Origin of the sequence: Pantoea sp. B623 (assembly GCF_024814475.1) — a bacterium.
In the GTDB taxonomy this organism is placed as follows: domain Bacteria; phylum Pseudomonadota; class Gammaproteobacteria; order Enterobacterales; family Enterobacteriaceae; genus Pantoea; species Pantoea ananatis.
This window is the reverse complement of record NZ_JANUXM010000003.1, coordinates 139486-163285: the sequence shown is the minus strand read 5'-3', so window position 1 is coordinate 163285 and position 23800 is coordinate 139486. Positions and strand designations below refer to the sequence as shown.

At 54.0% G+C, this 23800-nt stretch carries 14 protein-coding genes; 3 read left to right on the top strand and 11 right to left on the bottom strand.

What is annotated here, in order from left to right:
• The first annotated feature begins 40 nt into the window (after window positions 1-40).
• Window positions 41-8623: a GH36-type glycosyl hydrolase domain-containing protein gene (locus tag NXS97_RS01335; protein WP_116220110.1), complete on the top strand. Its 8583-nt coding sequence runs from the start codon at window positions 41-43 to the stop codon at window positions 8621-8623.
• A gap of 121 nt (window positions 8624-8744) precedes the next feature.
• Here the strand turns inward: NXS97_RS01335 and NXS97_RS01330 are convergent, their stop codons facing one another.
• Window positions 8745-10049: an Nramp family divalent metal transporter gene (locus NXS97_RS01330; RefSeq protein ID WP_105077573.1), complete on the bottom strand. Its 1305-nt coding sequence runs from the start codon at window positions 10047-10049 to the stop codon at window positions 8745-8747.
• Window positions 10050-10697: 648 nt separating this feature from the next.
• Window positions 10698-11861 carry an FMN-dependent L-lactate dehydrogenase LldD gene (gene lldD, locus NXS97_RS01325; RefSeq protein ID WP_105077572.1) on the bottom strand — a complete coding sequence of 388 codons (1164 nt, stop codon included), beginning with the start codon at window positions 11859-11861 and terminating at the stop codon, window positions 10698-10700.
• A 570-nt stretch (window positions 11862-12431) separates the two neighbouring features.
• Between lldD and NXS97_RS01320 the strand changes: the two genes are divergently transcribed.
• Both NXS97_RS01320 and NXS97_RS01315 read left to right on the top strand, forming a co-directional pair.
• Window positions 12432-12947, top strand: a complete 516-nt coding sequence (locus tag NXS97_RS01320; RefSeq protein WP_105077570.1) for an N-acetyltransferase — start codon at window positions 12432-12434, stop codon at window positions 12945-12947.
• A gap of 175 nt (window positions 12948-13122) precedes the next feature.
• A complete protein-coding gene (locus NXS97_RS01315; RefSeq protein ID WP_105083254.1) occupies window positions 13123-13614 on the top strand; it encodes a GNAT family N-acetyltransferase in 492 nt (163 codons plus the stop codon).
• 529 nt (window positions 13615-14143) lie between these two features.
• Here the strand turns inward: NXS97_RS01315 and NXS97_RS01310 are convergent.
• The 9 genes from NXS97_RS01310 to NXS97_RS01270 all read right to left on the bottom strand — a co-directional run bounded on the left by NXS97_RS01310 (window position 14144) and on the right by NXS97_RS01270 (window position 23716).
• Complete coding sequence (locus NXS97_RS01310; protein ID WP_105077588.1) at window positions 14144-14617, bottom strand: DMT family transporter; 474 nt, start codon at window positions 14615-14617, stop codon at window positions 14144-14146.
• 14 nt (window positions 14618-14631) lie between these two features.
• On the bottom strand, window positions 14632-14850 hold the full coding sequence (locus tag NXS97_RS01305; protein WP_105077568.1) for a hypothetical protein: 219 nt from the start codon (window positions 14848-14850) through the stop codon (window positions 14632-14634).
• A 414-nt stretch (window positions 14851-15264) separates the two neighbouring features.
• The gene (locus tag NXS97_RS01300; RefSeq protein ID WP_116220111.1) at window positions 15265-15960 is read right to left on the bottom strand and encodes an ROK family protein; all 696 of its coding nucleotides are present in this window, start codon (window positions 15958-15960) and stop codon (window positions 15265-15267) included.
• An 18-nt stretch (window positions 15961-15978) separates the two neighbouring features.
• A complete protein-coding gene (gene zwf / locus NXS97_RS01295; protein ID WP_014333129.1) occupies window positions 15979-17349 on the bottom strand; it encodes a glucose-6-phosphate dehydrogenase in 1371 nt (456 codons plus the stop codon).
• Window positions 17350-17366: 17 nt separating this feature from the next.
• A complete protein-coding gene (gnd, locus tag NXS97_RS01290; protein WP_116197845.1) occupies window positions 17367-18371 on the bottom strand; it encodes a phosphogluconate dehydrogenase (NAD(+)-dependent, decarboxylating) in 1005 nt (334 codons plus the stop codon).
• A gap of 1 nt (window position 18372) precedes the next feature.
• Entirely contained in the window at window positions 18373-20874 is a 2502-nt protein-coding gene (locus NXS97_RS01285; RefSeq protein ID WP_259231621.1) for a glucan 1,4-alpha-glucosidase, read from the bottom strand.
• A gap of 1188 nt (window positions 20875-22062) precedes the next feature.
• Window positions 22063-22854: an MBL fold metallo-hydrolase gene (locus NXS97_RS01280; RefSeq protein ID WP_064352102.1), complete on the bottom strand. Its 792-nt coding sequence runs from the start codon at window positions 22852-22854 to the stop codon at window positions 22063-22065.
• A gap of 88 nt (window positions 22855-22942) precedes the next feature.
• Entirely contained in the window at window positions 22943-23443 is a 501-nt protein-coding gene (locus NXS97_RS01275; RefSeq protein WP_014333134.1) for a GNAT family N-acetyltransferase, read from the bottom strand.
• A 39-nt stretch (window positions 23444-23482) separates the two neighbouring features.
• Complete coding sequence (locus tag NXS97_RS01270; RefSeq protein WP_105091943.1) at window positions 23483-23716, bottom strand: DUF333 domain-containing protein; 234 nt, start codon at window positions 23714-23716, stop codon at window positions 23483-23485.
• Window positions 23717-23800: the final 84 nt, after the last annotated feature.

The following is a 23800-nucleotide window of genomic DNA, read 5'->3' as shown; positions in this document are numbered from 1 at the left end:
CAACTGCTCCTGCGCGTTAATGTCGCATGAGAGCAAGACTATGAAAATAAATCCTGGGGCATGGTTTCGCCGCGCCCGTATCATGACAAAAGCGCCAGGGCGCGCATCGTTTTCTTCCAATGACCCTATGGGGGAAAACATTCCGCGCCCGGAGCTGTTCTCAACGCCTCAGCTTGAGCGTTATGGTCAAAAGCTGGCGCATACGCATAAATTGTCGCCGGACAAGATGCCGTACTACCTGCTCAAACGATTAAGTGATAACGAAGCCGTTATTACACAAAACTGTTACACGCTTAACGCCGGTAAAAAAACCAGCATTATGCCCGCTGGGGAGTGGTTGCTGGACAACTACTACCTGATTGAGGAGCAAATTCGCAACGTCCGCCAGCACTTGCCGACCAGCTTTGGCAAAGGTCTTCCTTCACTCGCGTCTCCGCACCCTTGTCCGCGTATCTATGATATTGCTACCGAGGCGGTTGCGCATGGTGACGGACGCTGGGACACCGCCAGTCTGACCAGCTACATCGGCGCCTACCAACAGGTCACGCCGCTGACGTTAGGGGAAGTCTGGGCGTTGCCCGGTATGTTGCGACTGGCGCTGATTGAAAATCTGCGTCGGGTCAGTATTGAGGTGGTTCAGGCTCAGCAGGAACGCAGCCTTGCTGACAGCTGGATAACGCGGATGACCGACTGCGCCGAACATGCGCCAGCTGACCTCATTCTGGTGATCGCCGACATGGCGCGTTCCCGGCCGCCACTGAGCAGTGCCTTTGTCGCGGAAATGGTTCGTCGTCTGCACGGGCAGGGGAATGCGCTGGCATTACCCTTGGGCTGGGTAGAACAACGCCTTGCCGAGCAAGGCCTCACAACCGAGTTACTGATCCATCGCTTCAACCAACAGCTTGCGGCCAGTCAACTTTCCGTCAGCAACAGTATTGCCGGGTTACGCCTGCTCAATGAAACCAACTGGGCTGATTTCGCCGAGAACATTAGTGTGGTTGAGCAGACGTTACGTCGCGATCCGGCGGGCATATATTCCTGTATGCATTTTGATACCCGCGATCATTATCGCCATGTGATTGAGATTCTGGCCCGGGAAAGTCAGCTCAGTGAGCCCGACGTGGCAAGCCGCATACTGGCGTTGTCAGCATCAACCCAACCGGGCATGCCCTCTCATCACATTGGATATTATCTGATGGGAGAAGGGCGGCGTCAGTTAGATCACCATTTGTCGGTGGCGAGCTCTGGCCTCAAACGCTTGCGGCACAGTCTCAACAGATATCCTCTGTTATCCTGGCTTGGGAGCATGAGCCTGTTAACCACGGCGGCCACCGCCGCAATATTGTATGACACAGCGAGTCTGGGCATGGCCTGGTGGTTGTTACTGCTGGCTTTACCTTTGATTGTGGCGTTGAGTCAGTTGGTCAGCGATATACTCAGTGAAGCGACGACCCGCTTTCGGACTCCCCGACCGCTGCCACGAATGGACTTTTCTGACGGGATTCCGGTGACATACTCCACGCTGGTGGCGATCCCCTGCATGCTGACGAGTCACGCCGGCTTCAGCACGCTCCTCACAAGCCTTGAAGTGTGCTGGCTTGGCAACCAGGACGATAACCTCTGTTTCGCGCTTCTTACCGATTTTGCTGACGCGGCGACTGAAAGTACGGATGAACAACGCGCACTGTTTAGTCAGGCGATGTCAGAAATGCACCGGCTTAACCTGCGCTATCCTTGCCGCCATCAGCGCTTTTATTTGCTCCACCGCTCGCCTGAATGGAATGCATCGCAGGGGATCTGGATGGGTTATGAACGCAAACGGGGCAAGCTGGCGTTGCTGAACAGCTGGTTACGTCATCCAGACACGCAATTTTCCAGCGTTGCGGGCATGCCCGCGAACCGCTTACCCGGACAGATTAAGTATGTCATCACGCTGGACAGCGACACGCTCCTGCCACGTGATACCGCGCATAAGCTGGTCGCAACGATGGCGCATCCGTTGAACAAGCCGGAATACGATCCACGATGTCAGCGGGTCGTCAAAGGATACGGTATTTTACAACCGGGGCTGGCAGAAGAGATGCCGCGTAACGGTCAGGGCCGCTATGCCGCGATGCGCAGCAGCGTACCGGGTAATAACCCTTATTCCATGATGTCTTCAGATATCTATCAGGATCTGTTTGAAGAAGGCTCCTTCGTCGGCAAGGGAATTTACGACGTGGATATTTTTGTCCAGGCCACGGCCAACACCTGCCCGGAAAATCTGGTGCTCAGTCACGATCTTCTGGAAGGATGCTATGCCCGCGCCGGGCTGCTGAGCGAGGTCTTACTCTACGAGCAGTACCCGAACAACTATCTGTCCGACGTCGCACGCCGTACGCGCTGGATCCGTGGCGACTGGCAACTGCTTAACTGGCTTAAGCTGCGGGTCCGAAAAGCGGATGGGACGCGGGATAAAAACCCATTGTCAGCGCTCTCTCGCTGGAAGCTGTTTGATAACCTGCGCCGCAGCCTGGTCGCCCCCGCATTACTGGTGCTGCAGTTTAGCGCGCTGCTGTGGGTGCCGAATCCGGGATACTGGCTGGGCGTTCTGGCCCTGGTCTGGCTGCTGCCTGCTGCGCTCTGTATCCTTATCGATCTTGCCAACAAGCCGCATCGTCGTCCTCTGAGGCAACATCTGGTGCTGGTTACGGCGGGGGCACTGAAGCGACTTTCTCGGATCGGACTCAATTTTATTTTATTGCCCCATGAGGCGGGCTATTCGCTGTATGCGATCGCCGTAACGCTCTGGCGCCTTGGCATCAGCCAGCGCAACCTGACGCAATGGTCCAGCCACAGTCCGGACAGCCTTCAGTCCCAACTTTCTGCCTTTCGTTTTTATCGGGTAATGTGGCTGAATGTGGCTTGTGGTGCGGCACTCACGCTTCTGACGCTGCTACTGGCGCCACAATGGCTGACCCTGGCCCTGATCATCAGCCTGTCATGGTGCCTGGCACCGCTATTATTGAGTGGACTGAGCCGCCCGCCAGCGCGTAAGGCGTTTCTGCCTGACCCGCAACAGAAACGACTTCTGCGTCAGACCAGCAGAGAAATCTGGGCGTTTTTCGAGACCTTCGCGACGGCGCAGGAAAACTGGCTTCCCCCGGACAATTATCAGGAAATCCCGGAGCCAAAAATCGCGCATCGCACGTCACCCACCAATATCGGACTGTCCTTGCTGGCGAACCTTACGGCCTGGGATTTCGGTTATCTCTCTGGCGCGGATGTCCTGCAGCGCATCACGCAGACGCTCGACACGCTGGATAAGATGGAGCATTACCGGGGACATTTGTATAACTGGTATGACACCCGCACGCTTGCGCCACTCAGCCCGCGTTATGTTTCCAGCGTTGACAGCGGCAATATGGCCGGCCACTTACTGACACTGCGCGAAGGGCTGTCAGCCATGCGTCATCAGCCCGTTTTCAACGGCGTACGCCTACTGGAGGGGCTGAATGATACTCTGCATGTGCTGGAAAAATATTGGGGCCATAACGCGCCAGCCAGCCTGGGCGTGCTGCGCACGCAGTGCCTTAATGCTGCATCGTTACCTTCAGGGCAGTTGTTAAGCGAACTCGAAAAAATGCAGGTGCACGGCAACGAACTGGCCCGGCTGTCTCAGGAGGAAAGTCGCGTGGTGGTGCGCTGGACGGCGCATCTGGTCAGTCAACTGCAGCAGCTCTGTGATGAATGGACGACGCTGCTTGGCTGGCTACCGGTGACATATCATGCACAGGCCCTGCCTACGCTAAGTGAGCTGGCTGGCGGAATCACCCTTGAAGCGGTTATCGCGCCGACAGCCGTTATGACCCAGGCCCGGCGGCGACTGGCGATTATCAGCGAACTTGAACAACGTCTCGCTGACCATGCGCGAATGGATTTTACGTTTCTGTATAACACGGCTACCAGCATGCTAAGTGTGGGCTACAACTGCGATACCAACACGCTGGATAAAAGCCACTACGATCTTTTGCCTTCAGAAATCCGCCTGACCAGTTTTGTCGCTATTGCGACGAATCAACTGCCGCTTAAAAGCTGGTATGCACTTGGCCGACTTTTTACCACCATCGATCGTGAAACTGCCCTGATGTCCTGGAGCGGTTCAATGTTTGAATATCTGATGCCGAATCTGGTGATGCCAACCTGGCACGGCAGTCTGCTGGATGAGATGAGCAAATCTGCGGTAATCAGGCAGATAAACTGGGGCAAAGAGCGTGGCGTGCCGTGGGGTGTCTCTGAGTCTGGCTACCATGCGTTTGATGTTCAACATAATTATCAGTATCAGGCATTTGGCGTACCCGGCCTTGGTCTCCGGCGCGGACTCGCCGACGATATGGTGGTAGCCCCTTATGCCACGCTGCTGGCGCTGTTGGTTTCACCGCAAAAGGCCTGCGACAATCTGCTCAGGCTGCAGGAAAACGGCGCGCGCGGCGAATATGGTTTTTATGAAGCGTTGGACTATACGCCATCGCGACTGGCAACCGGGCAGCTTTTCCTGGTTGTTCAATCCTGGATGGCGCACCATCAGGGCATGGCTTTCCAGGCGCTGGGGCATCTGCTGCTTGATGCCCCTATGGCCGGGCGATTCATGTCGAGTCCGGCGTTCAGATCGGCCAGCCTGCTGTTACAGGAGCGCGTACCCGATGAGGTTGAACTCTACAGCCCGCGTCGTCATTTTGAGTCCCATGAGGGAAGAATTAAGCCTGTGCGCTATGAACCCCGAATCTTCACGCATGCGGCTACGCCGACCCCCGAGATACAATTATTGTCCAACGGGCATTACCATCTAATGATAACGCCAGGCGGTGGGGGATACAGCCGCTGGAACAACATCGCATTGACACGCTGGCGCAGCGACAGCACCCGTGATAACTGGGGAACGTTCTGCTATATCCGGGATCCGCTCACTGACGAGGTGTGGAGCAATACCTGTCACCCTCTGGGGGCCAGTGCGGACATCAGCGATGAAATCATCTTTACCGATGCGGGGGCCGAGTTCAGGCGCGTGCTCGGCTCGCTCAGCGTGAAAACCCGGGTTGTGGTCTCACCGGAAGATGACATCGAACTGCGTCGTGTCACCCTGATGCATCGAGGCCGAAGCCCACGAACACTCGAGCTGACGACCTATGCTGAAGTGGTGCTTGCCTCGGACATCAGCGATCAGGCACACCCGGCGTTCAGCAACCTGTTTATTCAGACGGAAGCCGATCCCAGGCATGATGCCATTTTGTGCCACCGGCGTGCACGCTCGCCGGATGAACAGAGCCCGTATCTGTTTCATATGATGGTGGTGCATGGCGATTGTTCAGAGAACGTTTCATTCGACACCGACAGAGCGGGATTCATCGGCAGGGGTAAAAGCCCGGCTGATGCCCAGGCGGTCAGCATGAACGGGCCGCTCAGTAACACGTCCGGCGCCGTGCTGGATCCGATACTGTCGATACGCCACGCGATTACACTCCAGCCCGGACAGCCGGTGACCATTGATATCGTTTTTGGCGTCAGCGAAAACCGTCAGCAAAGCCTCGCGCTGATGGAAAAATACCGCGATCATCCTATTGCCGATCGCGTGTTTGAACTGGCCTGGTCCCACAGTCTGGTTGTGTTACGGCAGATGAATGCCAGCGAAGATGACGCAACTTTGTTCAACCGCCTCGCCAGCGCGGTACTTTATCCCTGTCAGGAACTGCGCGGTGACGAACAGGCCATCAGCCGAAACCGACGTGGTCAGTCGGGCCTGTGGGGTTGGGGGATCTCAGGTGATTTGCCGATTGTGCTGATCAGCCTGACCAGCGAGGAAAAAATTGCTTCTGTCACCACGCTGATTCAGGCACATCGCTACTGGCGACTGAAAGGGTTGGAGGTGGATCTGGTGATTCTTAATAACAGCCCTGGAGGCTACCAGCAGGCGCTGCAGACGCAGATTATGGATTTAATCTATGCCGGTTCTGAAGCCAGCCTGTTAGATAAACCCGGGGGGATTTTTGTCCGTAACGGTGAGCATTTGTCTGCCGAAGACAAGCAGTTGCTGATGAGCGTGGCCTGTCTGAGCCTGGACGATCGCGCTGACGGCATCAATGAACAACTTAACCAGCGTATTCACGCAACAAAAAAACGCGTCAGGCCTTTTGTGCCCTCGGTGACGTCAGAGAGCAATTATCACGCCGACTGGATACCGGAAACTCACCTGTTGCGCCATTTCAATGGATACGGTGGCTTTTCTCAGGATGGTCGCGAGTATCAGATCCTGCTGAGAGAAAACCAACCGACGCCAGCGCCCTGGTCAAACGTGCTGGCAAACGAGAACTTTGGCAGCGTGATTTCTGAAGCAGGCCAGGCCTACAGCTGGTTCGAAAATGCGCACGAATATCGCTTAACGCCGTGGGAAAACGATCCGGTGAGCGATCGTAGCGGGGAGGCATTCTATCTGCGTGATGAAGAAAGCGGCGCATGCTGGTCACCCATGACCCTGCCCGTGCGCGGTCAGGGCGATTATCTTACCCGCCACGGTTTTGGTTACAGCGTGTTTGCCCACCGTGAAAATGGGCTGGACAGCGAACTGACAGTCCTGGTGGACGAACAGGCGCCGGTTAAGCTTGCAATACTGAAGCTCAGCAACCATTCGGGCCGTACACGCAAATTGTCTGTCACCGGCTACGTGGAATGGACACTTGGGGCAACGCGCAACCACTCTGCTGCGCATATCATCACGCATTCGCCCGGCCTCGCGGGGGGAAGTGCGGTCATGGCCAATAACTTCTACGGTGCTAATGGCGGGGAACGCACCGCCTTTTTCGCCGTTAACGATCCTCAGAGTACGGTAACGGGCGACCGCCGCGAGTTTATCGGGCGTAATGGCTCACTGCGCGCCCCGGCCGCCATGACGCTTCGCAGACTCTCGGGTAAAACGGGAGCCGGGCTTGATCCCTGTGCCGCGCTACAGTCGACAACCTCCCTTATTGACGGTGACCAGAAAACCTATGTTTTTGTCCTCGGCGTGGCCGATAACCCGGCACAGGCACAGGAAACGCTTGCCCGTTTTCTGCATGAGGATCATGCGCGTCAGGCGCTGAATCAGGTTCACCATTTCTGGCACAACGTGCTTGATAAGGTGGTTGTGCAGACGCCCGACAGCAGCGTTGATTTGCTGGTAAACGGCTGGCTGCTGTACCAGACATTAGCCTGCCGCATCATGGCGCGCAGCGGCTACTATCAGTCCGGTGGGGCATTTGGTTTCCGCGATCAACTGCAGGATACGCTGGCGCTGAGCCACGTTGCACCGGAGCGACTGCGCAGCCAGATCCTGCTGTGTGCCTCACGGCAGTTTATTGAGGGGGATGTGCAACACTGGTGGCATCCTCCGCAGGGTAATGGCGTGCGAACCCGCTGTTCGGATGACTACCTGTGGCTTCCGCTTGCGGTTTGTCACTATGTGGATACAACGGGAGATACTGGCGTGCTGGCGCAGCAGATTCCCTATCTTGAAGGGCGTCCGCTCAAGCCCGGCGAAGAATCAGTTTATGATACGCCGGTTATCAGCCACCTCGAAGAGACGTTGTGGCAGCACTGTGTAAAAGCGATTGAGCGGGGGCTAAACTTCGGCCAGCACGGCCTGCCGCTAATGGGGGCAGGTGACTGGAATGACGGGATGAATCTGGTCGGTATTGAAGGCAAAGGTGAAAGCGTCTGGCTCGGCTTTTTCCTCTACGATATTTTGCAACGCTTTGCGGCGCTGGCTGAACAGCGCCAGGATGAACGCGTGGCAGCATTGTGCTATTCAGAAGCGCTGAGCCTGCAAAAAAATCTCGAATCTTACGCCTGGGATGGTGCATGGTATCTCCGCGGCTACTTTGACGATGGTACGCCGCTGGGGACAAGAGAATCACAGGCGTGCTGGATCGATGCGATTGCACAAAGCTGGTCCGTTTTGTCCGGCGCAGCTGATCCAGTGCGCAGTGCGCAGGCTATGCAGTCACTCGACAGCTATCTGGTGGATAACGATGCAGGATTGATCAAGTTGCTAACGCCACCGTTTGATGGTCATGGTCCTAATCCCGGTTACATACAGGGTTATCTTCCGGGTGTGAGGGAAAACGGCGGGCAGTACACGCATGGCGCCATCTGGGCGGTCATGGCGTTTGCCCGGATGGGACAAAAAGCGCGAGCGTGGCAACTGTGGTCAATGATCAATCCGGTAAACCACACGCTGCAGACTGAAGGCGTTAACATCTACAAGGCGGAGCCCTATGTGATGAGTGCAGATGTGTACAGCGTTGCACCTCATACCGGCCGTGCCGGGTGGAGCTGGTACACCGGTTCCGCAGGCTGGGCCTACCGTCTGGTGACTGAAGAGTTACTCGGAATAAAACGGCACGGAGAGACGCTGGTTATTCGCACTCACTTACCTGATGACTGGCCTTCGATCAGCCTGTCCTATCAACACGGGCGCAGTCAGTATTACATTAGGATTTCTCGTCACGACGGTGAACCTCGAGTGACTATGGATGGCACGCTCCTGCCGGATGACAGCATTCCTTTGCGGGATGATGGACAAAATCACAATGTCGATATTATTCAGCGCTGACCGTCCGCTCTGTGCCAGAAGCAGACATTGATAATTCAGCGTTACTGTGGTTATTTGGGTGCAGGCAAAGCGCCCGCCCCCAAAAAATCTCCCAAAGAAGCCGCATAGTTTCTCCCAGACATCAGGCTAACCCTGGTATATTGATGCCAAAAACCTGCAAAAGAAGAATAATATTTAGCGTCACGATAATCACTGTGCCAATTACCGATAATATTACTGTAAGTTTATTATTTACAAACTCTCCCATAATGTCGCGGCGGCGAGTAAACATTACCAGCGCTATCATGGGCGCTGGCAAAGCCAGACTCAGGACAACCTGACTGTAAACCAGGGCATCTGTTGCATTAACTCCCATTGAAACCACGACAAATGCGGGGATCATGGTTACCAGACGGCGTAACCAAACAGGAATGTAGAACCCCACAAATCCCTGCATAATCATCTGACCCGCCAGAGTTCCAACCACTGAACTTGACATGCCCGACGCAATCAGAGACAACAAGAATACGCCTGCAGCACTAACCCCCAGTAAAGGTGTCAGCGTGTGATAGGCCGTCTCAATTTCAGCAACATCACTGTGTCCAGCATGGAATGCACTCGAAGCCATGATAACCATCGCAATATTGACCAGTCCTGCAATACTCAGTGCAATCACAACCTCAATATTTGAGAAAGACAGTAATTTGCGGCGTTCACTTGAATTTTTTGCTGGAGTGCGGCTCTGCGTTAACCCTGAATGAAGATAAATAGCATGCGGCATCACCGTTGCCCCGATAATTCCTACGGAAATGGTTAACGCCTGGGCATCAGGCAGCTTCGGAATGACCATGCCAAGACCTGCTGCAGTCCAGTTGACTGGGGCAATAAACATCTCGATCAGGTAACACAGCGCAATGACGGCAACCAGTCCACCAATCATCAGTTCTAACGGCCTGAACCCGCGTTTTTCAACCAGCAACAATGTGTAAGTGATCAGCGCGGTAATGCCCATTCCTACCAGTAAGGGGAGATGAAACAGGATTGATAGCGCCAGCGCACCGCCAAGAAACTCAGCCAGATCGGTTGCCATTGCAGCAATTTCGCTGAAAACCCACATGCCCCATACCACGGGTGAAGAAAACTGGTCACGGCACATTTCAGCTAAATTTTTATTAGTGACGATACCGAGTTTCGCCGACAGAGCCTGGAAAAGCATGGCGATAATGTTGGCCATCACGACCACCCAAAGAAGGGTGTAACCATACTTTGCTCCTGCCTGAATATTTGTCGCAAAGTTTCCTGGATCCATATAAGCGATAGACGCAATAACCGCAGGTCCGGCAAAAAGTAACGGCGTCATTAAACGGCGTTGACGACCGGATAACACTTCTGCAATCGAACGATTGGTTCGTTCAGTTAAGGTTGAAGACCGAGTGGATCCGGACATAACGTTACTTACCCCTGTTTTGTATTTTTAGACTAATTTAAGAACCAAATCATAGCACTTGCTATACTTCATAGCGGAAGCTAATTTCATGATGAAATTAGTGCTATTTTGTATCTGAATGTAAGGGAAAGGTGAACGACTTGTTTCAGTTAAGTACTTAAGTACCACACCAACGCGAGCAATACTGGGAAGAATCAAAGGGGAATGTTCGCTTTTTTTCATAGTGGGCACTGCGCTTAGTAAACTCGTCTGCTTAGTGCCATAAGCGAAAGCAGCTAACAACAATTGTGTTGCCAACGGGGGAAAAAACGCAGGGTTCTCAGGAAGATGGCTGGAAGAACAAAATCTTTAGAAAATGGCCCGAAAAGTGACCTGCTCCCCGTTATTTGACACAGCATGAGCAAAGTCCGCTTTGTACCAGAAGCGGAACTTACTTAGATCGTGCTATGTTAGTTTGCCGGGAGCAGGTCAGCCAGCTTGACAAGAGGCGCTGGCCCCGATTTAGCTTATAAGCACTGCGCTCACTTATGAGGCCGGGCTTTTTGTTAGCGTAGAATCAACTTCGGTATTCTGTTGCTATATAATTCGAGGTATCTAAACAGCGCCACCTCGCCCGTTATCAGCCTGAAGAGAGTACAGCTCAAAAGGTCATCTTTGTAACGTAAGTAATTCTTTCTCTAAGCGGTCAAGACATCCCGAGTTTATGTCTGAAGGAGACGTTGCACCTGTCAGTGTCATTGTCACTTTCATATCTTCAGCATACAGCCGTAGTAAATGTTCTACTCCTTCTTCTCCGGCTGCGGCAAGAGCATAAATGTACGCGCGCCCCAGTAAAACTCCTTTCGCCCCAAGAGCAAGCATGCGGATAACGTCAACGCCAGACCGAATACCAGAGTCCACTAATACGGTGAGATCGTCTCCAACGGCATCTGCCACACGAGGCAGAGCTCTTGCTGTTGGAACTGCGCCATCCAACTGCCTTCCGCCGTGATTAGAAACGACAATACCATCAGCGCCAAGCCTTACTGCATTTCGTGCATCCTCAGGTTCGAGAATTCCCTTAATGATTAGGTTCCCTTGCCAGCTTTCGCGAATCCACTCCAGATCTTTCCAGGTGATAGATGGATCAAAATTGCTGCTGATGAATCCCATATAGTCGGCCATCTTCATCTTACGTCTGGTATAAGCCTCAATATTACCAAAGGATAGGGGACGGCCTCTCAGCCCGACATCCAGAGCCCATTGAGGGTGAATGCACGCCTGTACATATTGCCTAAGCGTCGACATCGGTCCAGACATTCCGGAACGTTTGTCACGGTATCTGGAGCCAGGTATGGGCATATCTACAGTAAACACGAGAGTCTTCATACCTGCGGCCCACGAACGCTCAAGCGCATTGCGCATGTATCCGCGATCCTTAAGCACATAAAGCTGCGACCAGAGTTCTCCAGATGCATGGCTCGCAACTTCTTCAATAGAACAAACTGATACGGTAGAAAGCGTATAGGGAATACCTGTTTTAGATGCAGCCCGAGCTGCCTTGACTTCCCCACGACGGGCATACATGCCAGTAGCTCCAACAGGACCCAATGCTATGGGTAAGGACCATGATGACCCAAGTACTTTGGTGGAAAGATTAGTTTCACCGACTCCACAAAGAACCCGCTGGCGAAGAGCTACGGATGACAGTTCGTAAGCATTGGCATTCATTGTATTTTCTGCCACAGCCCCACCATCTATGTAATCAAAGAGAAATCTTGGGATGCGCATACGTGCAGCTTCACGATAATCAGCGGGCGATGAAACTATCATTTTATCTTTTCCTTATTTAATAGAATCAGGTAGATGCTCTGAATACAGAAAAACTATATGCTTCGTAAAGCCATTGCAGAAATGAATTTTTAGAACCGAAATCATTCCTTTTAGGAATGCCTTGAGTTTGAAGCTGATTATTTTTCCGGCGATATATAAGAAGAAGTATTCAATGAATTTATCAGTGCTTACGGGGAAGAGCTTCTCGTCCGAAAGTGCAACACCCAACATTAAGGGTGGGATTTGATTACATTCCGGGCGCTACTACAGCCTCAGGGAGGACATATGGTGTTCGAAAGGGTTGTTATGTTCATTATGTCAGAACTTCCATGTCTCTATCATTTTGACGTCCGCTGTTCGCTCATAGCAGACATATCTAAATTGTTTAATTGAACGTGCCAACATCAGACCAGCGCAGGATTGACCGGATCGTTCTCTTTCAGACACAATCGAAACGACGCTTCTGATGTGTCGGGGATACTTACTCAGAAACCGGCGGAATGGTTGTGGACTGTAGTTGTGCTAAACCCCGGCTCAGCTATGGCGTTTTGTCATTTATAGGGAGTAAACATGGAAGTAACGGTAGAAATGTGTCCGCCAGATGAATGGGAATCCATGGTGAAAATTTTTACCGAGATGGAAGAGCACTACTATGGTAAGGGCATCATTCAGAAAACACTGTTGAAGAATTATCTCCGCAATCGACTCTTCAGTCAGCTCTCCGGTACTCTGGTGCTCAGGGCTCGCCGCGATGCAAATATCGTTGGGCTGGCGTGTTGCAGCATTCTCTATCCTTCGCCCCGGTACAGTGGAGAGTTACACATCAAAGAGCTGTATGTTTCACGGAGTGAGAGAGGTAAAGGCACTGGGGAATCCATAATGCGCTTTATGGCAAAACTCGCTCTTGAGCATGAGTGTCGTAGCCTTAGCTGGAATGCCGAGAAATCAAACGCCGGAGCAAACCGTTTTTATCAATCTTTAGGGGGCAGAATAAATGGCGATATTGTGAATTATTATCTCCATGGTGACCTCCTAAGTAAACTGGCTTCCGGCAGTTTGGCACCGTCTGGAGGCTGTACCGGTTAGTCTCTCGCACTGATTTGGCTTGCCAGCAAGGCAGAGGCAACTGCGTAATATTGATGCCGTGTCCGCTCTGTGCCAGAAGCGGACATTACCAACCAGTTGATTAGCGGGTAGCAGGTCATCATGACCGCATTCTTATGCTAAATTTGGGTTTCGTGCATACAATAAAAGGATACGTATGAGAATCGATATCTGTGGAGATTCTGACATTCCCGATCTGGCAAAGATTTTTGTCGAGATGGATTCTTATTATTTCGGGAGTGAAGCGGCCAGCTATGAAGAAATGCTCTCTTATCTGACCCACAGGTTTTTTTCCGTCTATTCCGGAGTAAGTGTCGTAGGAGCATGGAAAAACGGAGTCCTTGTCGGATTTGCAACGTTCACACTGATGTTTCCTGCTCCAAAGTGCTCCGGTCAGGCATATATGAAAGATCTTTTCACTTCAGCGGCGGTTAGAGGTCAGGGAGTCGGTAAATCACTTATGCGATTTATTGCGGCTTTCGCCGTTGAACATGGCTGCACGCGATTTGACTGGACCGCTGAAACCACCAACCCGAAAGCTGCCGAATTTTACTTGTCCCTTGGGGCTTCTTTCATCAAAGAAAAGCAGTATTTTCGATTGGATCATCAGCGTTTAGCTGCGTTTGCTATGCACAACACACATCCCTAAAGCCTATCCCGGCTTAGAAGCTGCACTTCATGGCCGGGACGTTATTTTAATTTGGCAGAATTGCCGGTCTTCATCATGTTGACTTCCGCCTCTCGCTCATAGCGGACCTCCAGCTCGGTCAGCCTGTCCGCTTTGTGCCAGAAGCGGACCTTATAAACACTAAGGTACGTTCGTTTAGGGACAGTCTATGGTGAGTTATTATAGTGAGAACTCATCACGACCGAAGAAGATCGTAACAGATTCAGCCCCCTTGAGAGCGCAACATATAAATCAGTTGTGGACAATCCATCCGAGGCGTTCAGGCAGAGGCCAGCGCATGACTTCGCCGGTCCCTTCCTGAAAGGCAAGCATCAATATCTGTCGCGTGTTCTTTGGGACCAGAGGGGCACTCGCCCAGCAAATTGCTGACATGGGCTGCTACTGAAAATATGTTATTTCTCCAGGAGGATAAAAGTTGCGAGGGTGAACGAACTGAAGGTCAGGGACGTCTGCGACTGGACATACGTCCCTAACCAGCAGTGTCGCTTGATTAATACAGAAAATGCTCGGTATGCCGGTCGCCAAAAAGCATGATGCCGAGCCCGGTCAGCATGACCAACACGCCGCCCATCTTGATGAGCGAAACCGGCCGTCTTATGGTGCCCAACAGACCAAAATGGTCGATCACCTGTGATGAGAGCAACTGTCCGACAATCGCCAACCCGAGCGGGGCTGAAAAACCGATTTTTGGTGCAAGTACCACATAGCTGAATAACGCACAGGCACCGATCTTTCCGCCCGTCAGACTCCACAGAGGCTGTGAAGGGATGGCAGCAAGGGCGGTGAAAACCCCTCCACGTAGCAGAGAGTAAACGCCGAGGCTCAACGCTCCGGCCGTAAAGGAAAACAACGCGGCGGTGACCGGGTCGCCCTCGAGCCCTTTTGCAAGCTGGCTGTTCAGTGTTGTCTGCAGGGTAATACCCAGACCTGCTGCAAAAGCCAGTACGTAATAAATCGCGCTCATGCTGTTCATCTCAGTTAGCTTGCCTGCACCAGCGGCAGGAATTTTTCCGCAAAGATGTCAGGCTCATACCCTGCTGCCGCAAAAAGGTGTTCGCTTGATTCATCAATGGCTGCGCGAAGGCGTTCACTGTCCACACCCGCTTTCCCGGCTAACGCGGTCTGAAACGCAGAATGGAGGTCGGAGGTAAAAAACGCCAGATGGCGGGGTGTAAAGGTATTGATCCCGTCGAACATAAATTCAAACACCTTGCCGGTTTCAGGGTTAAGCAGACCGCTGAAAGGATAGCGCTGGCGCAGGTCTCCGACGTTTTCCGGCGCACACCTGGTCTGTCAATGAGCTCGGGAGATGTCATCAGGGCGTGATGAAGCCGGGTGATGAGCCTGACAATGATGTTTGGGTTTGGCTCCCGCTCAATACGAATCCCCATGTCTATAAGGGTTTGGCAAGGGGGAACGCATGATGGAGTTATGGCGCGCATAGCGCCCCCGCTTTTTTGCTTCTGTTGTGTCCATAAGATGCGCGTCTGTGGAGGAGGATGGGGTCATTTTTTTCAGGCGGGCTGAACCAGGATGGTTGCTGCTGCTCCGCCAGAAAAAAGGCTATTCGTGATTCAGGAAAATATTTCCCATCGAATCAACGCGTTGAAATCAAGTAATTAATCTCGGATCGTTCCAGAGACGAAATCCTCCCTCGAATGCCAGTGTGTTGTCGCCTTTCCGGCACTTTGGCGGGAGTGAGTCGAGTTCATCTACGTTTCCTCCGCCTAAAACCACGTAGTCAGGCTGCAACGCGGTGGTCAGCATTTCCACCACGTCAAAAACCCGCGCCTGCCATTTTTTGTTCCCCTTTTTTACCCGGTAGGCTTCACCTACGTAGTGTTCGTAGCTATTGCCTTTGCGATAAGGTAAGTGAGCGATCTCCATGGGCTGAGCGACGTTTTCGATGATCATCGCAGCCCCTAGTCCCGTGCCAAGACCGAGGAACAGCATGCGTCCGCCCTGATAGGAACCCAGCGCCTGCATCAGGGCGTCGTTGACGATACGAACAGGGCAGCCAAATGCGCCTGCATAGTCAAACCCCACCCAGCCCTCACCGAGGTTGGCGGGCTCCCGAATGGGTTTATTGTCCGCGACGGGACCCGGAAATCCCATCGCAATCACATCATAGGACATGCCTTCAGCCAGGGTCTTAACCGCGGCAACCATGTCTGCGGCCGACATGTTTTTTCCACTATCTGCCTTCTTTTTTACCCCGCCAGTGCTGGAGAGGATCTTCACATGGCTTCCGCCGATGTCGATGGACAAAACAACATCATCTTTCTTTTTTTTAGTTTGCCGCGTCATTGGTAATTCTCCATAGGCTCAAACGGGATCGACCCAGCCGCCGGGGGGCATAAAGTCCGCCATAGCGGCAGGCCCCCAGGTTCCTGGTTTGTAGGCAGGTGGAACGGTTTTATCCTTCAGTATAGGTTCGACGATTTTCCAGGCCAGCTCTGCTGCATCCTGCCTGGTGAAAAGCTGACGATCGCCCGCCATGGCATCGCCAATCAGCCGCTCGTAGGGCGCCATATCGCCCAGACCATCGTCCAGCGCGGTGAGTTCGACCGCTTCACCCCGCATCTTTTCGCCGGACGCCTTGCGTCTCGCGCCAATGCCGATCGTAATATCCGGGCCGAGGCGAAAGCGGATATAGTTGGCGGGCTCGTCGGTAATTTCATCGAAAAGGGTAACCGGCGGTCGCCTGAAGCGCACAACCACTTCCGTGGCATGCGCGGGTAAATTTTTCCCAGCACGGATATAGAAGGGAACGCCACTCCAGCGCCATGTTGTAATCTGAAAGCGAACCGCAGCAAAGGTCTCCGTCGGAGAAGACGCGGCGACACCCGGTTCATCGGTATAGCCTTCAAACTGACCCCGAACCACGTCATCGTCTGACAGCGGCGGCATGGCCTTTAACACCTGGACTTTCTCATCAACCAAATCGTCGGATGCGCCGGAGGAGGGCGGTTCCATGGCAAGTAACAGAAGCACATTAACCAGGTGATTCTGAATCACGTCACGGATGCAGCCAACTTCGTCATAGAATTTGCCGCGTCCCTTGATGCCGAAGTCCTCAGCCATGGTGATCTGAACGCTTTCGATATGTTCACGATTCCATATGGGTTCAAGGAAGCTGTTCGCAAAGCGAAAGTAGAGGAGGTTCTGGATAGCCTCCTTGCCCAGAAAGTGGTCGATGCGGAAAATCGCGTCCTCATCGAAAACCTTGTGCAGCACCTCGTTCAGCTGTTTTGCCGAAGCGAGATCGCGGCCAAACGGCTTTTCCACCATAAGTCGGGCGTTTTTCGCGATACCGGCCTCTGCCAGCCCCCCCGCAACCGTTTCAAACAGGGAGGGGGGAATGGCAAGGTAGTAGAGCGGGTTATGATGACCGGCAAGCGCCTCGCGCAGCCCGTCGAATGTTGACTGAGATCGATAATCGCCTGAAACGTAGGAAAGCCTGTCCGCCAGTGCGGCAAAGACCGCCTGATCGACCACATCGACATGTTTTTCAACCGCCTCTTTTGCACGCGCGATCAACTGGTCACGCGTCCAGTCTTCAAATGCAACACCGATAATGGGCGTACTGAGCGTTTTACGCTTCACCATTGCATAGAGAGAAGGGAATATCATCTTGTAGGCAAGATCGCCGGTGACACCGAACACTACCAGCACATCTGATCGTTGCTGCGCCATCGCTGTGTACCTCCGCGTTACCTGGTTTTTTCCAAATGGCCGCCGAAGGCGTGCCGCATGGCTGAGAGGACTTTTTCGGCAAACAGTGCTTCGCCACGAGAAGAGAAACGCCCGAAAAGAGCAGACGCGAGAACCGGAGCAGGAACGCCCGTGTCGACAGCCGCCTGCAATGTCCAGCGCCCTTCACCGGAATCAGACACGCGGCCATCATAATGGTTGAGATTCGGGTCCTGTTTCAACGCCTCGGCTGTCAGATCCAGCAGCCAGGAACCGATCACCGAGCCATGTCGCCATACCTCTGTAACGGCGGGAAGATTGATATCAAAACGATAATATTGCGGACTGGAAAGGGGCGCGGTTTCCGCATCAGCCTCCCGCTCGCCGGTTCCGCTATTGGCGGCCTTTAATATGTTCAGGCCTTCGGCATAGGCGGCCATGACACCATATTCAATGCCATTATGTACCATCTTGACGAAGTGTCCGGCGCCTGCTGGCCCGCAATGAAGATAACCTCTCGGCGCCGTGCCCAGGGCCGCATCTTCCGCAATGTTCTGACCGGCACCGGGCGCAAGCGACGCAAAAATCGGGTCCAGGCGCTTCACGGCCGCCTGCGGGCCGCCAATCATCAGGGAGTAGCCACGCTCAAGGCCCCAAACGCCACCCGATGTGCCGACGTCGATATAGTCGATTCCGAGAGGTGAAAATTCCCCGGCGAGGTCGATAGCTTCACGGTAAAAGGAGTTGCCCCCATCGATAATAGCGTCGCCCTTATTCAGCGCTGCTGCGAACTCCCGCGCAATCTTTGGTGTGATCGCCGCGGGGAGCATGAGCCAGACCGCGCGCGGCGCCTCCAGCTTCGCAATCAGATCGCCAGGGGATAACGCGCCGGTTGCGCCTTCTTTAACCAGTGCGTCAACGTTATCGGCGTTCACGTCGTAAACGACGCACTCGTGGCCCTGTTTAAGAAGGCGACGTACCATGTTGGCGCCCATGCGGCCGAGACCTACCATTCCAATCTGCATATCATTCTCCATTGCCAATGCGGGTTTGATCGTTCGGTTCATTTACGACGTGAACGGTAAAATCGGTGTTTTCCCAATGTTCAACGTCAGGCCAGTAAAAGGTAAAGACAACGCGGGTTCCTGCGGTTTCGTGCTGTACAGGCAGGTCCACATAATAGGTTCCAAGCCCCGAAGAGCGCGCCGGGGAGTCAGAAACGGTAGCCCAGTCATCCGTACTCCAGTGCACCAGGGCGTTCGCTTCCGTTTCCAGCCTCAGTTGCTTCCAGACAGGAAGGGAGGACACGCGGTTGTTAAAGCGCCATATGCGCAAATGCGATCCGGTCTGATTCCTGATATAGCGTTCAACGCCTTGCGGTGGCATATCGAAGACCGCGCCATCGCGAAGCGATCGCAGCAGTTTAATGTGTTCGGAATGTGCCCAGACAAGCGGCATGGCGCTACCGGAAGGACGCCCGAAGAACAGCGCCTTATCGGGAATATCGGGGCCGTCCCATACCTGTTCCGGTAACAGCCCGCCCGAGCCTGCCGATTTTTCCAGCGTGGCCAGGAGCGCCTCAGCCGCGTCGTGCCTGCCCGCTGCCAGCTCGTAATGCGCGCGTTCGCTCGCCAGCAGAGGCCATGGACGCCCCTGGCCGATACCGTCGAACGGCGCGCCGTCTGCGTGTTCGCCATAGCCATCACCGGTGTACCGATACCACAATGGCCCCTGGGGTAAATCGACCCGAAGACTGTGGTCAATAGCCTTTATCGTATCAAGGATGTGCGGGTCGTCCGCTGCACGCAGGCCGAAACGCACCAGTGCCAGGGCATCCGGGCTCAGCACATCAGCGGTCGGCAGAAGCGCCCGATCCGGTGTTTGGTTGCGAATCTCGGTATTGCCGGATGCGCTGACCTCATCCGTTGCGCCCGACGGCGCGATGCGGACATAGTGACCGGAAATGCCAATCGAGGTGCAAAAATGGGGATCCCCGGCAAAGGTCCATTTTTCAATCTGCTCATTCCAGCAGTCTGCGGTTTCTCGCAGGTGGTTTGCCGCCGCTTCATCTCCGTCTATCGAAAGCAGATCCGCGGCGGCAAGCAGTGCAGCGATCTCGACCGCCAGGGTAAACGGACTGTAGCCTGAGTCTTCCTCCCAGCGGTCCTCCGCGGTCGCCGGGCCGTTGGTCAAAATGTAGCAGGCCGCGCGGCGTAGCATAGGCATAAAGCGTTTCTGCGCTTTATTGTCGAGATAGCCGAGTCTGCGCAGCATATCCATAAGCAGAAGGGGGAATGCACACTCATCCATCTGGATGCCTGGCCAGTAGGGTTTTCCATCCAGCCACAGGTTCTGTGGCCAGCGCCCGGAGGGCTCCTGAACACGACGGAGATATTCCAGAATGGCGAGTGCCTGGTCGGCGTCGCCTGCGGCCAGGAACCCTCCTGCCGTTTCGACCAGGTCTCGCGGCCAGACCAGATGATAGCCGCCAAGATCGTCATCGCCCTTCGAAAATCCCCAGGGTATCGTCAGGCTCGCGACAACGGCGCCGGGACAATCAGCGGCTCTGTGCGAGGCCAGTACCGCCGTTGAAACCCGGTATGTATTGACGCCGTTTCGCGCTTCTTGATCGAGTGGAATGAGCCTGTCCTGCCACGCTTGCCAGTTGCGAATATACCCATCGCGCGCTTTATCAAAGCCCGCGTTAAGACTGGCGGTTGCCGCCGCTGCGGCCTCGGATTCCGTTTGGCCGAAACCAATAGCCAGCGTGGCTTCACTGCAGGCGCTGGTGAACGCCAGCTCTCCGGCAAGCGCGACATTGCCATCGTCTGCCCGCCGGTATTGGTTCACAAGGCGTCCCTGTTCTTTAAGCTGCTGCCAGCCGTCTGACATACCGACAAACCCGGCGCTCATTGCCGTCCAGGGGATGTCGCAGACGAGCGCCAGATAGCGGGAGCGGCCGGTGGCGAAAAGCACTGGCTTATCGTTAAATTCGCCGATCCAGGCGGCGTTCATTTGTCCGGCATTCACCAGATGGGGAGCGAGCAGTGCGGTGACGGTGTAATCCTCAACGTTCCCCTTCAACGCGGTGAAGCGGACCCGCTGCAGCACACAGTCACGGGCCGGATCCGTAATGATGTCCTTCTCAAGCCTGTAGAGGCCGTCACGCGCCGTGTTGGTGATTGTGAAGGCCGGAATGCCTGGCGAGTGGGTACAGGTTTCGGTCAGGCAGTCGCGCTTTTCTTCGGAGAAATAACCTTCAGGCCCCGTGATGACGAAGACGCAATCGCGGGTACAGGCGCTGTCAACGCGTGGATAATAGATTTCGTTGAGAACGCCGTGGCTCAAGGTGAACCAGACGCGCGAGTCTGATGAAAGGGCCGTGCCGATTCCGCTCTTGGCACTCGATGTCCATCGGGCTTCAATTCCTGGCCTTCCCGGGGCGGCGTCAACGCCTGCGCGTAATGGCGGGTCGTCATGCTTCATGCACGTTTGCAACGGGACGGCGTCGCTGTCAGCGTTTGACATTTTTAGGATACCTTGGCGGTCTGCGTAGAAAATCTAGACGACGACGTTGCGGAGTAAATCCTGGCTTCATGCGGCGGCTTTTCTGTACCGGGGCAACCCGGTTCACCTTGCGCCTGAGCAATATAGAACCAAACTCCAAGATTTATATAGCGCTGATAGTGTGTTGAATCAACCATCCCTATCAGCGCAGCAACACCGAAAATTATTCACGACAAGACGACTTTTCGCCGCTCACCTTCATCCGCACATGAACGTCTTCCTCACTGACTCATTAACCGCCGCGACCCGCTCCCCTTCATCGCGCGGACACTAAACCCGCGCCCCATCTCTGGGTAGCCAGGGCGACGATGCGCCTTGCTTCAGACGAACCCGACTGATGCCCGGCAGCGCAAGAACGTGCGTCCTGATAGCACCGCTCTCCCGTCTGGATTTTCAGCTAAACGCATGAAATCACATCATTTAAAGGGCTGTACCCGACTACGTCGGGCGTACGGCGCTGAGCCGCATCTTTGCACTTATCGCTGTAGTCCTGGTCAGGCTAAAGGTCTGGCTCAACGATCGCTTTGTGCCCGTAGCGGACGTGATAGCAGGGTAGGTCAGATATCTAATGTACAAGGCCCCATCGGGCAAGGCAGCGTGAGATACCCTGTGGCCAGCTACGTTGAGCCTGGCAGGTAAATCGACAGTGCGCCCCTGCGTAATGTCTTTTTTTGCAATGTCTAAAAGCAGAAAACTTACATCGTGTTACGAGATAAACCCCATCGCCAAAGGTGACTGTATGTCACAGCCGAAAATGACAGATGCTGATTACATCTTGCTGGCCAACTTCCGCACGGAACTACGCAGATTTATTGCCTTTAGTGATAGTCAGGCACGCAATGTGAGATTGACACCACAGCAACATCAGGCGCCACTGACTATTTGGGTAGCGCGAGATGCAACGGCAACGGTGGGTTAGGTTGCAGAGCGGCTGATTTTAAAACCGCACAGCGCGTCCGGGCTGATTAGCCGCCTGCAGGACGCCGGACTCATCACTCGCCATGCCGATGAATCGATTGACACCTCAGGCGGAAGCCTTGCTTGAGGCACGCGCTGGCGCATATCGAAGCGCTCAAAACGCCAAAACCTTTGCAGGTAGAACGGGTCGATGAGCTTGATGGCTGACAGCGCTGGAGCTGTCCGCCGCGGTTAGCGTAAACAATCGATATATTTTTGCGCAGACTGCTTCACCACACTGCTGGCATCGGCAATAATATCGCGCCCTTCAAATGCGCTGTAAAGTTTCCTGAAATCATAGGGTTGAAGTCGATTGACGATCGCAGTGATTGTCGCGGCGGGTAAAGGAAGCATATTGGGATAACTCCACATAAAAGAGACTGCGTTTGACCCTGCGCTAACCTGCACGATATCACCAGAGAGCACGATGCCATCCTCCTTTGCCCAGTGCAGCACGGTTCCACCTTCAAAGTGTCCTCCCAGACGTAACAGTGTCACATCAGGCATGAGGGTTTTTGTCTCACCTTCCCATAACCGCAGATAGGGGCTGTCACGCATAATCCACTCGCTGTCACTGGCGTGCAGGTAAATCGGCGCATCAAAGACCGCTGCCCAGTCTTGCATGGTGCTGTAGTAATGAGGATGAGAAACCGCAATCGCGCTGATGCCGCCCAGGGCACGAACGATGTCAATCGTGGCATCGTCAAGATCAGGAATGCAGTCCCAAAGTACGTTGCCCTGCGCGCCCTTTACAAGAAAGGCCCGCTGGCCAATAGCAAATTCAGGCACCGTTTGCAGGCTGAATAATCCCTTTTCCAGCTGAGACCATTTATTACTGTGGGCCGCATGCAACGCCTCAGGTGAAATCCACTGTTGTCCTGTTGCCGGGACATACTGACGTTCGTCCTCACAGATTTTACAGCGATCAATGTGAACATCCTGCTGTTGATATGACGTGCCGCACGTGAGGCAAATTTTGATCATCCTGCGCTCTCCCTTAACCCTTTCAGATTAATTTTAGAGCCTGTATCAGGTGCAGGTTTCAATTTGTGCCATAGGGCGTGAAGGACAATTAATGGCTGTAGACCAAAAAATGGACGTTGTTGATGTAAAACTGCGCCACCTGGGTCATGCCAAGACGCTCGTGCGCCTGAATTGATCGACGATTATCAGCCTGGATAAACAGCACCGGGGCCTTAGTACCGTAGTGACTGCGCAGTTCATCGTACAGACGCAGCAGCAGGCCCTGACCGCGGGCCCGGGTGCTGATGCAGGCCGGGCCATAAATCCAGCACTGCTTCCCGGGCGGCCAGGCGCGTAACATGGCGTTCACCACCTCCGGGCCTTGCCGGAATGATGAGGTGCTAAATAACACGCCGGCAATCCCTGCCGCACACTGCGCGACTGCCACTATGGCGCCAGGGTGATTCAGCATGCCGGCAACTTTTTCGGCGGGGAAATCGCCATTCAGCGCGCCGCCATTGCCCGCTGCGTTTTCCTGAAGCAGTGCCGTGATGCCTGCCAGGTCATGCGTCGTTGCTTGCCGGACGAGATAGTTATCCGGGGTAGGCATAATGCGATACTCCCTTAAAGATGATGCCGCCGTCCGGTTTTACGGGGTATTGCGGCGGTACAATGCCCACTCATCTATGCGTTCTCCCGAAGGCAAGGTACAGTATCCCTCTTCGCCACCCGCTGTTTTCACGCTGTCAATTTTGCCGCCGACAGCAAGGCAATGTTGGGATGCAGGATTAGCCAGCTGTGATGTCGATGTTTCACGCGATGAGGGTGAGGACAGACAGCCAGAGAGCAGCAGAGAGAGTAAAATCGGTAAAAAGGTTCTCATATAACCTGCTTGTTGTTGAAGAGCGCATTCACATGCTATCCGGATTTATCGGGTAAATCATTATAGCCACTCAAAAGGAGAAGG

Bases quoted from the DNA above. Each gene is read 5' to 3' on its own strand.
- NXS97_RS01335 (WP_116220110.1), top strand. From the start codon at position 41: ATGAAAATAAATCCTGGGGCATGGTTTCGCCGCGCCCGTATCATGACA.
- NXS97_RS01330 (WP_105077573.1), bottom strand. From the start codon at position 10,049: ATGTCCGGATCCACTCGGTCTTCAACCTTAACTGAACGAACCAATCGT.
- lldD (WP_105077572.1), bottom strand. From the start codon at position 11,861: ATGATAGTTTCATCGCCCGCTGATTATCGTGAAGCTGCACGTATGCGC.
- NXS97_RS01320 (WP_105077570.1), top strand. From the start codon at position 12,432: ATGGAAGTAACGGTAGAAATGTGTCCGCCAGATGAATGGGAATCCATG.
- NXS97_RS01315 (WP_105083254.1), top strand. From the start codon at position 13,123: ATGAGAATCGATATCTGTGGAGATTCTGACATTCCCGATCTGGCAAAG.
- NXS97_RS01310 (WP_105077588.1), bottom strand. From the start codon at position 14,617: ATGAGCGCGATTTATTACGTACTGGCTTTTGCAGCAGGTCTGGGTATT.
- NXS97_RS01305 (WP_105077568.1), bottom strand. From the start codon at position 14,850: ATGTTCGACGGGATCAATACCTTTACACCCCGCCATCTGGCGTTTTTT.
- NXS97_RS01300 (WP_116220111.1), bottom strand. From the start codon at position 15,960: ATGACGCGGCAAACTAAAAAAAAGAAAGATGATGTTGTTTTGTCCATC.
- zwf (WP_014333129.1), bottom strand. From the start codon at position 17,349: ATGGCGCAGCAACGATCAGATGTGCTGGTAGTGTTCGGTGTCACCGGC.
- gnd (WP_116197845.1), bottom strand. From the start codon at position 18,371: ATGCAGATTGGAATGGTAGGTCTCGGCCGCATGGGCGCCAACATGGTA.
- NXS97_RS01285 (WP_259231621.1), bottom strand. From the start codon at position 20,874: ATGTCAAACGCTGACAGCGACGCCGTCCCGTTGCAAACGTGCATGAAG.
- NXS97_RS01280 (WP_064352102.1), bottom strand. From the start codon at position 22,854: ATGATCAAAATTTGCCTCACGTGCGGCACGTCATATCAACAGCAGGAT.
- NXS97_RS01275 (WP_014333134.1), bottom strand. From the start codon at position 23,443: ATGCCTACCCCGGATAACTATCTCGTCCGGCAAGCAACGACGCATGAC.
- NXS97_RS01270 (WP_105091943.1), bottom strand. From the start codon at position 23,716: ATGAGAACCTTTTTACCGATTTTACTCTCTCTGCTGCTCTCTGGCTGT.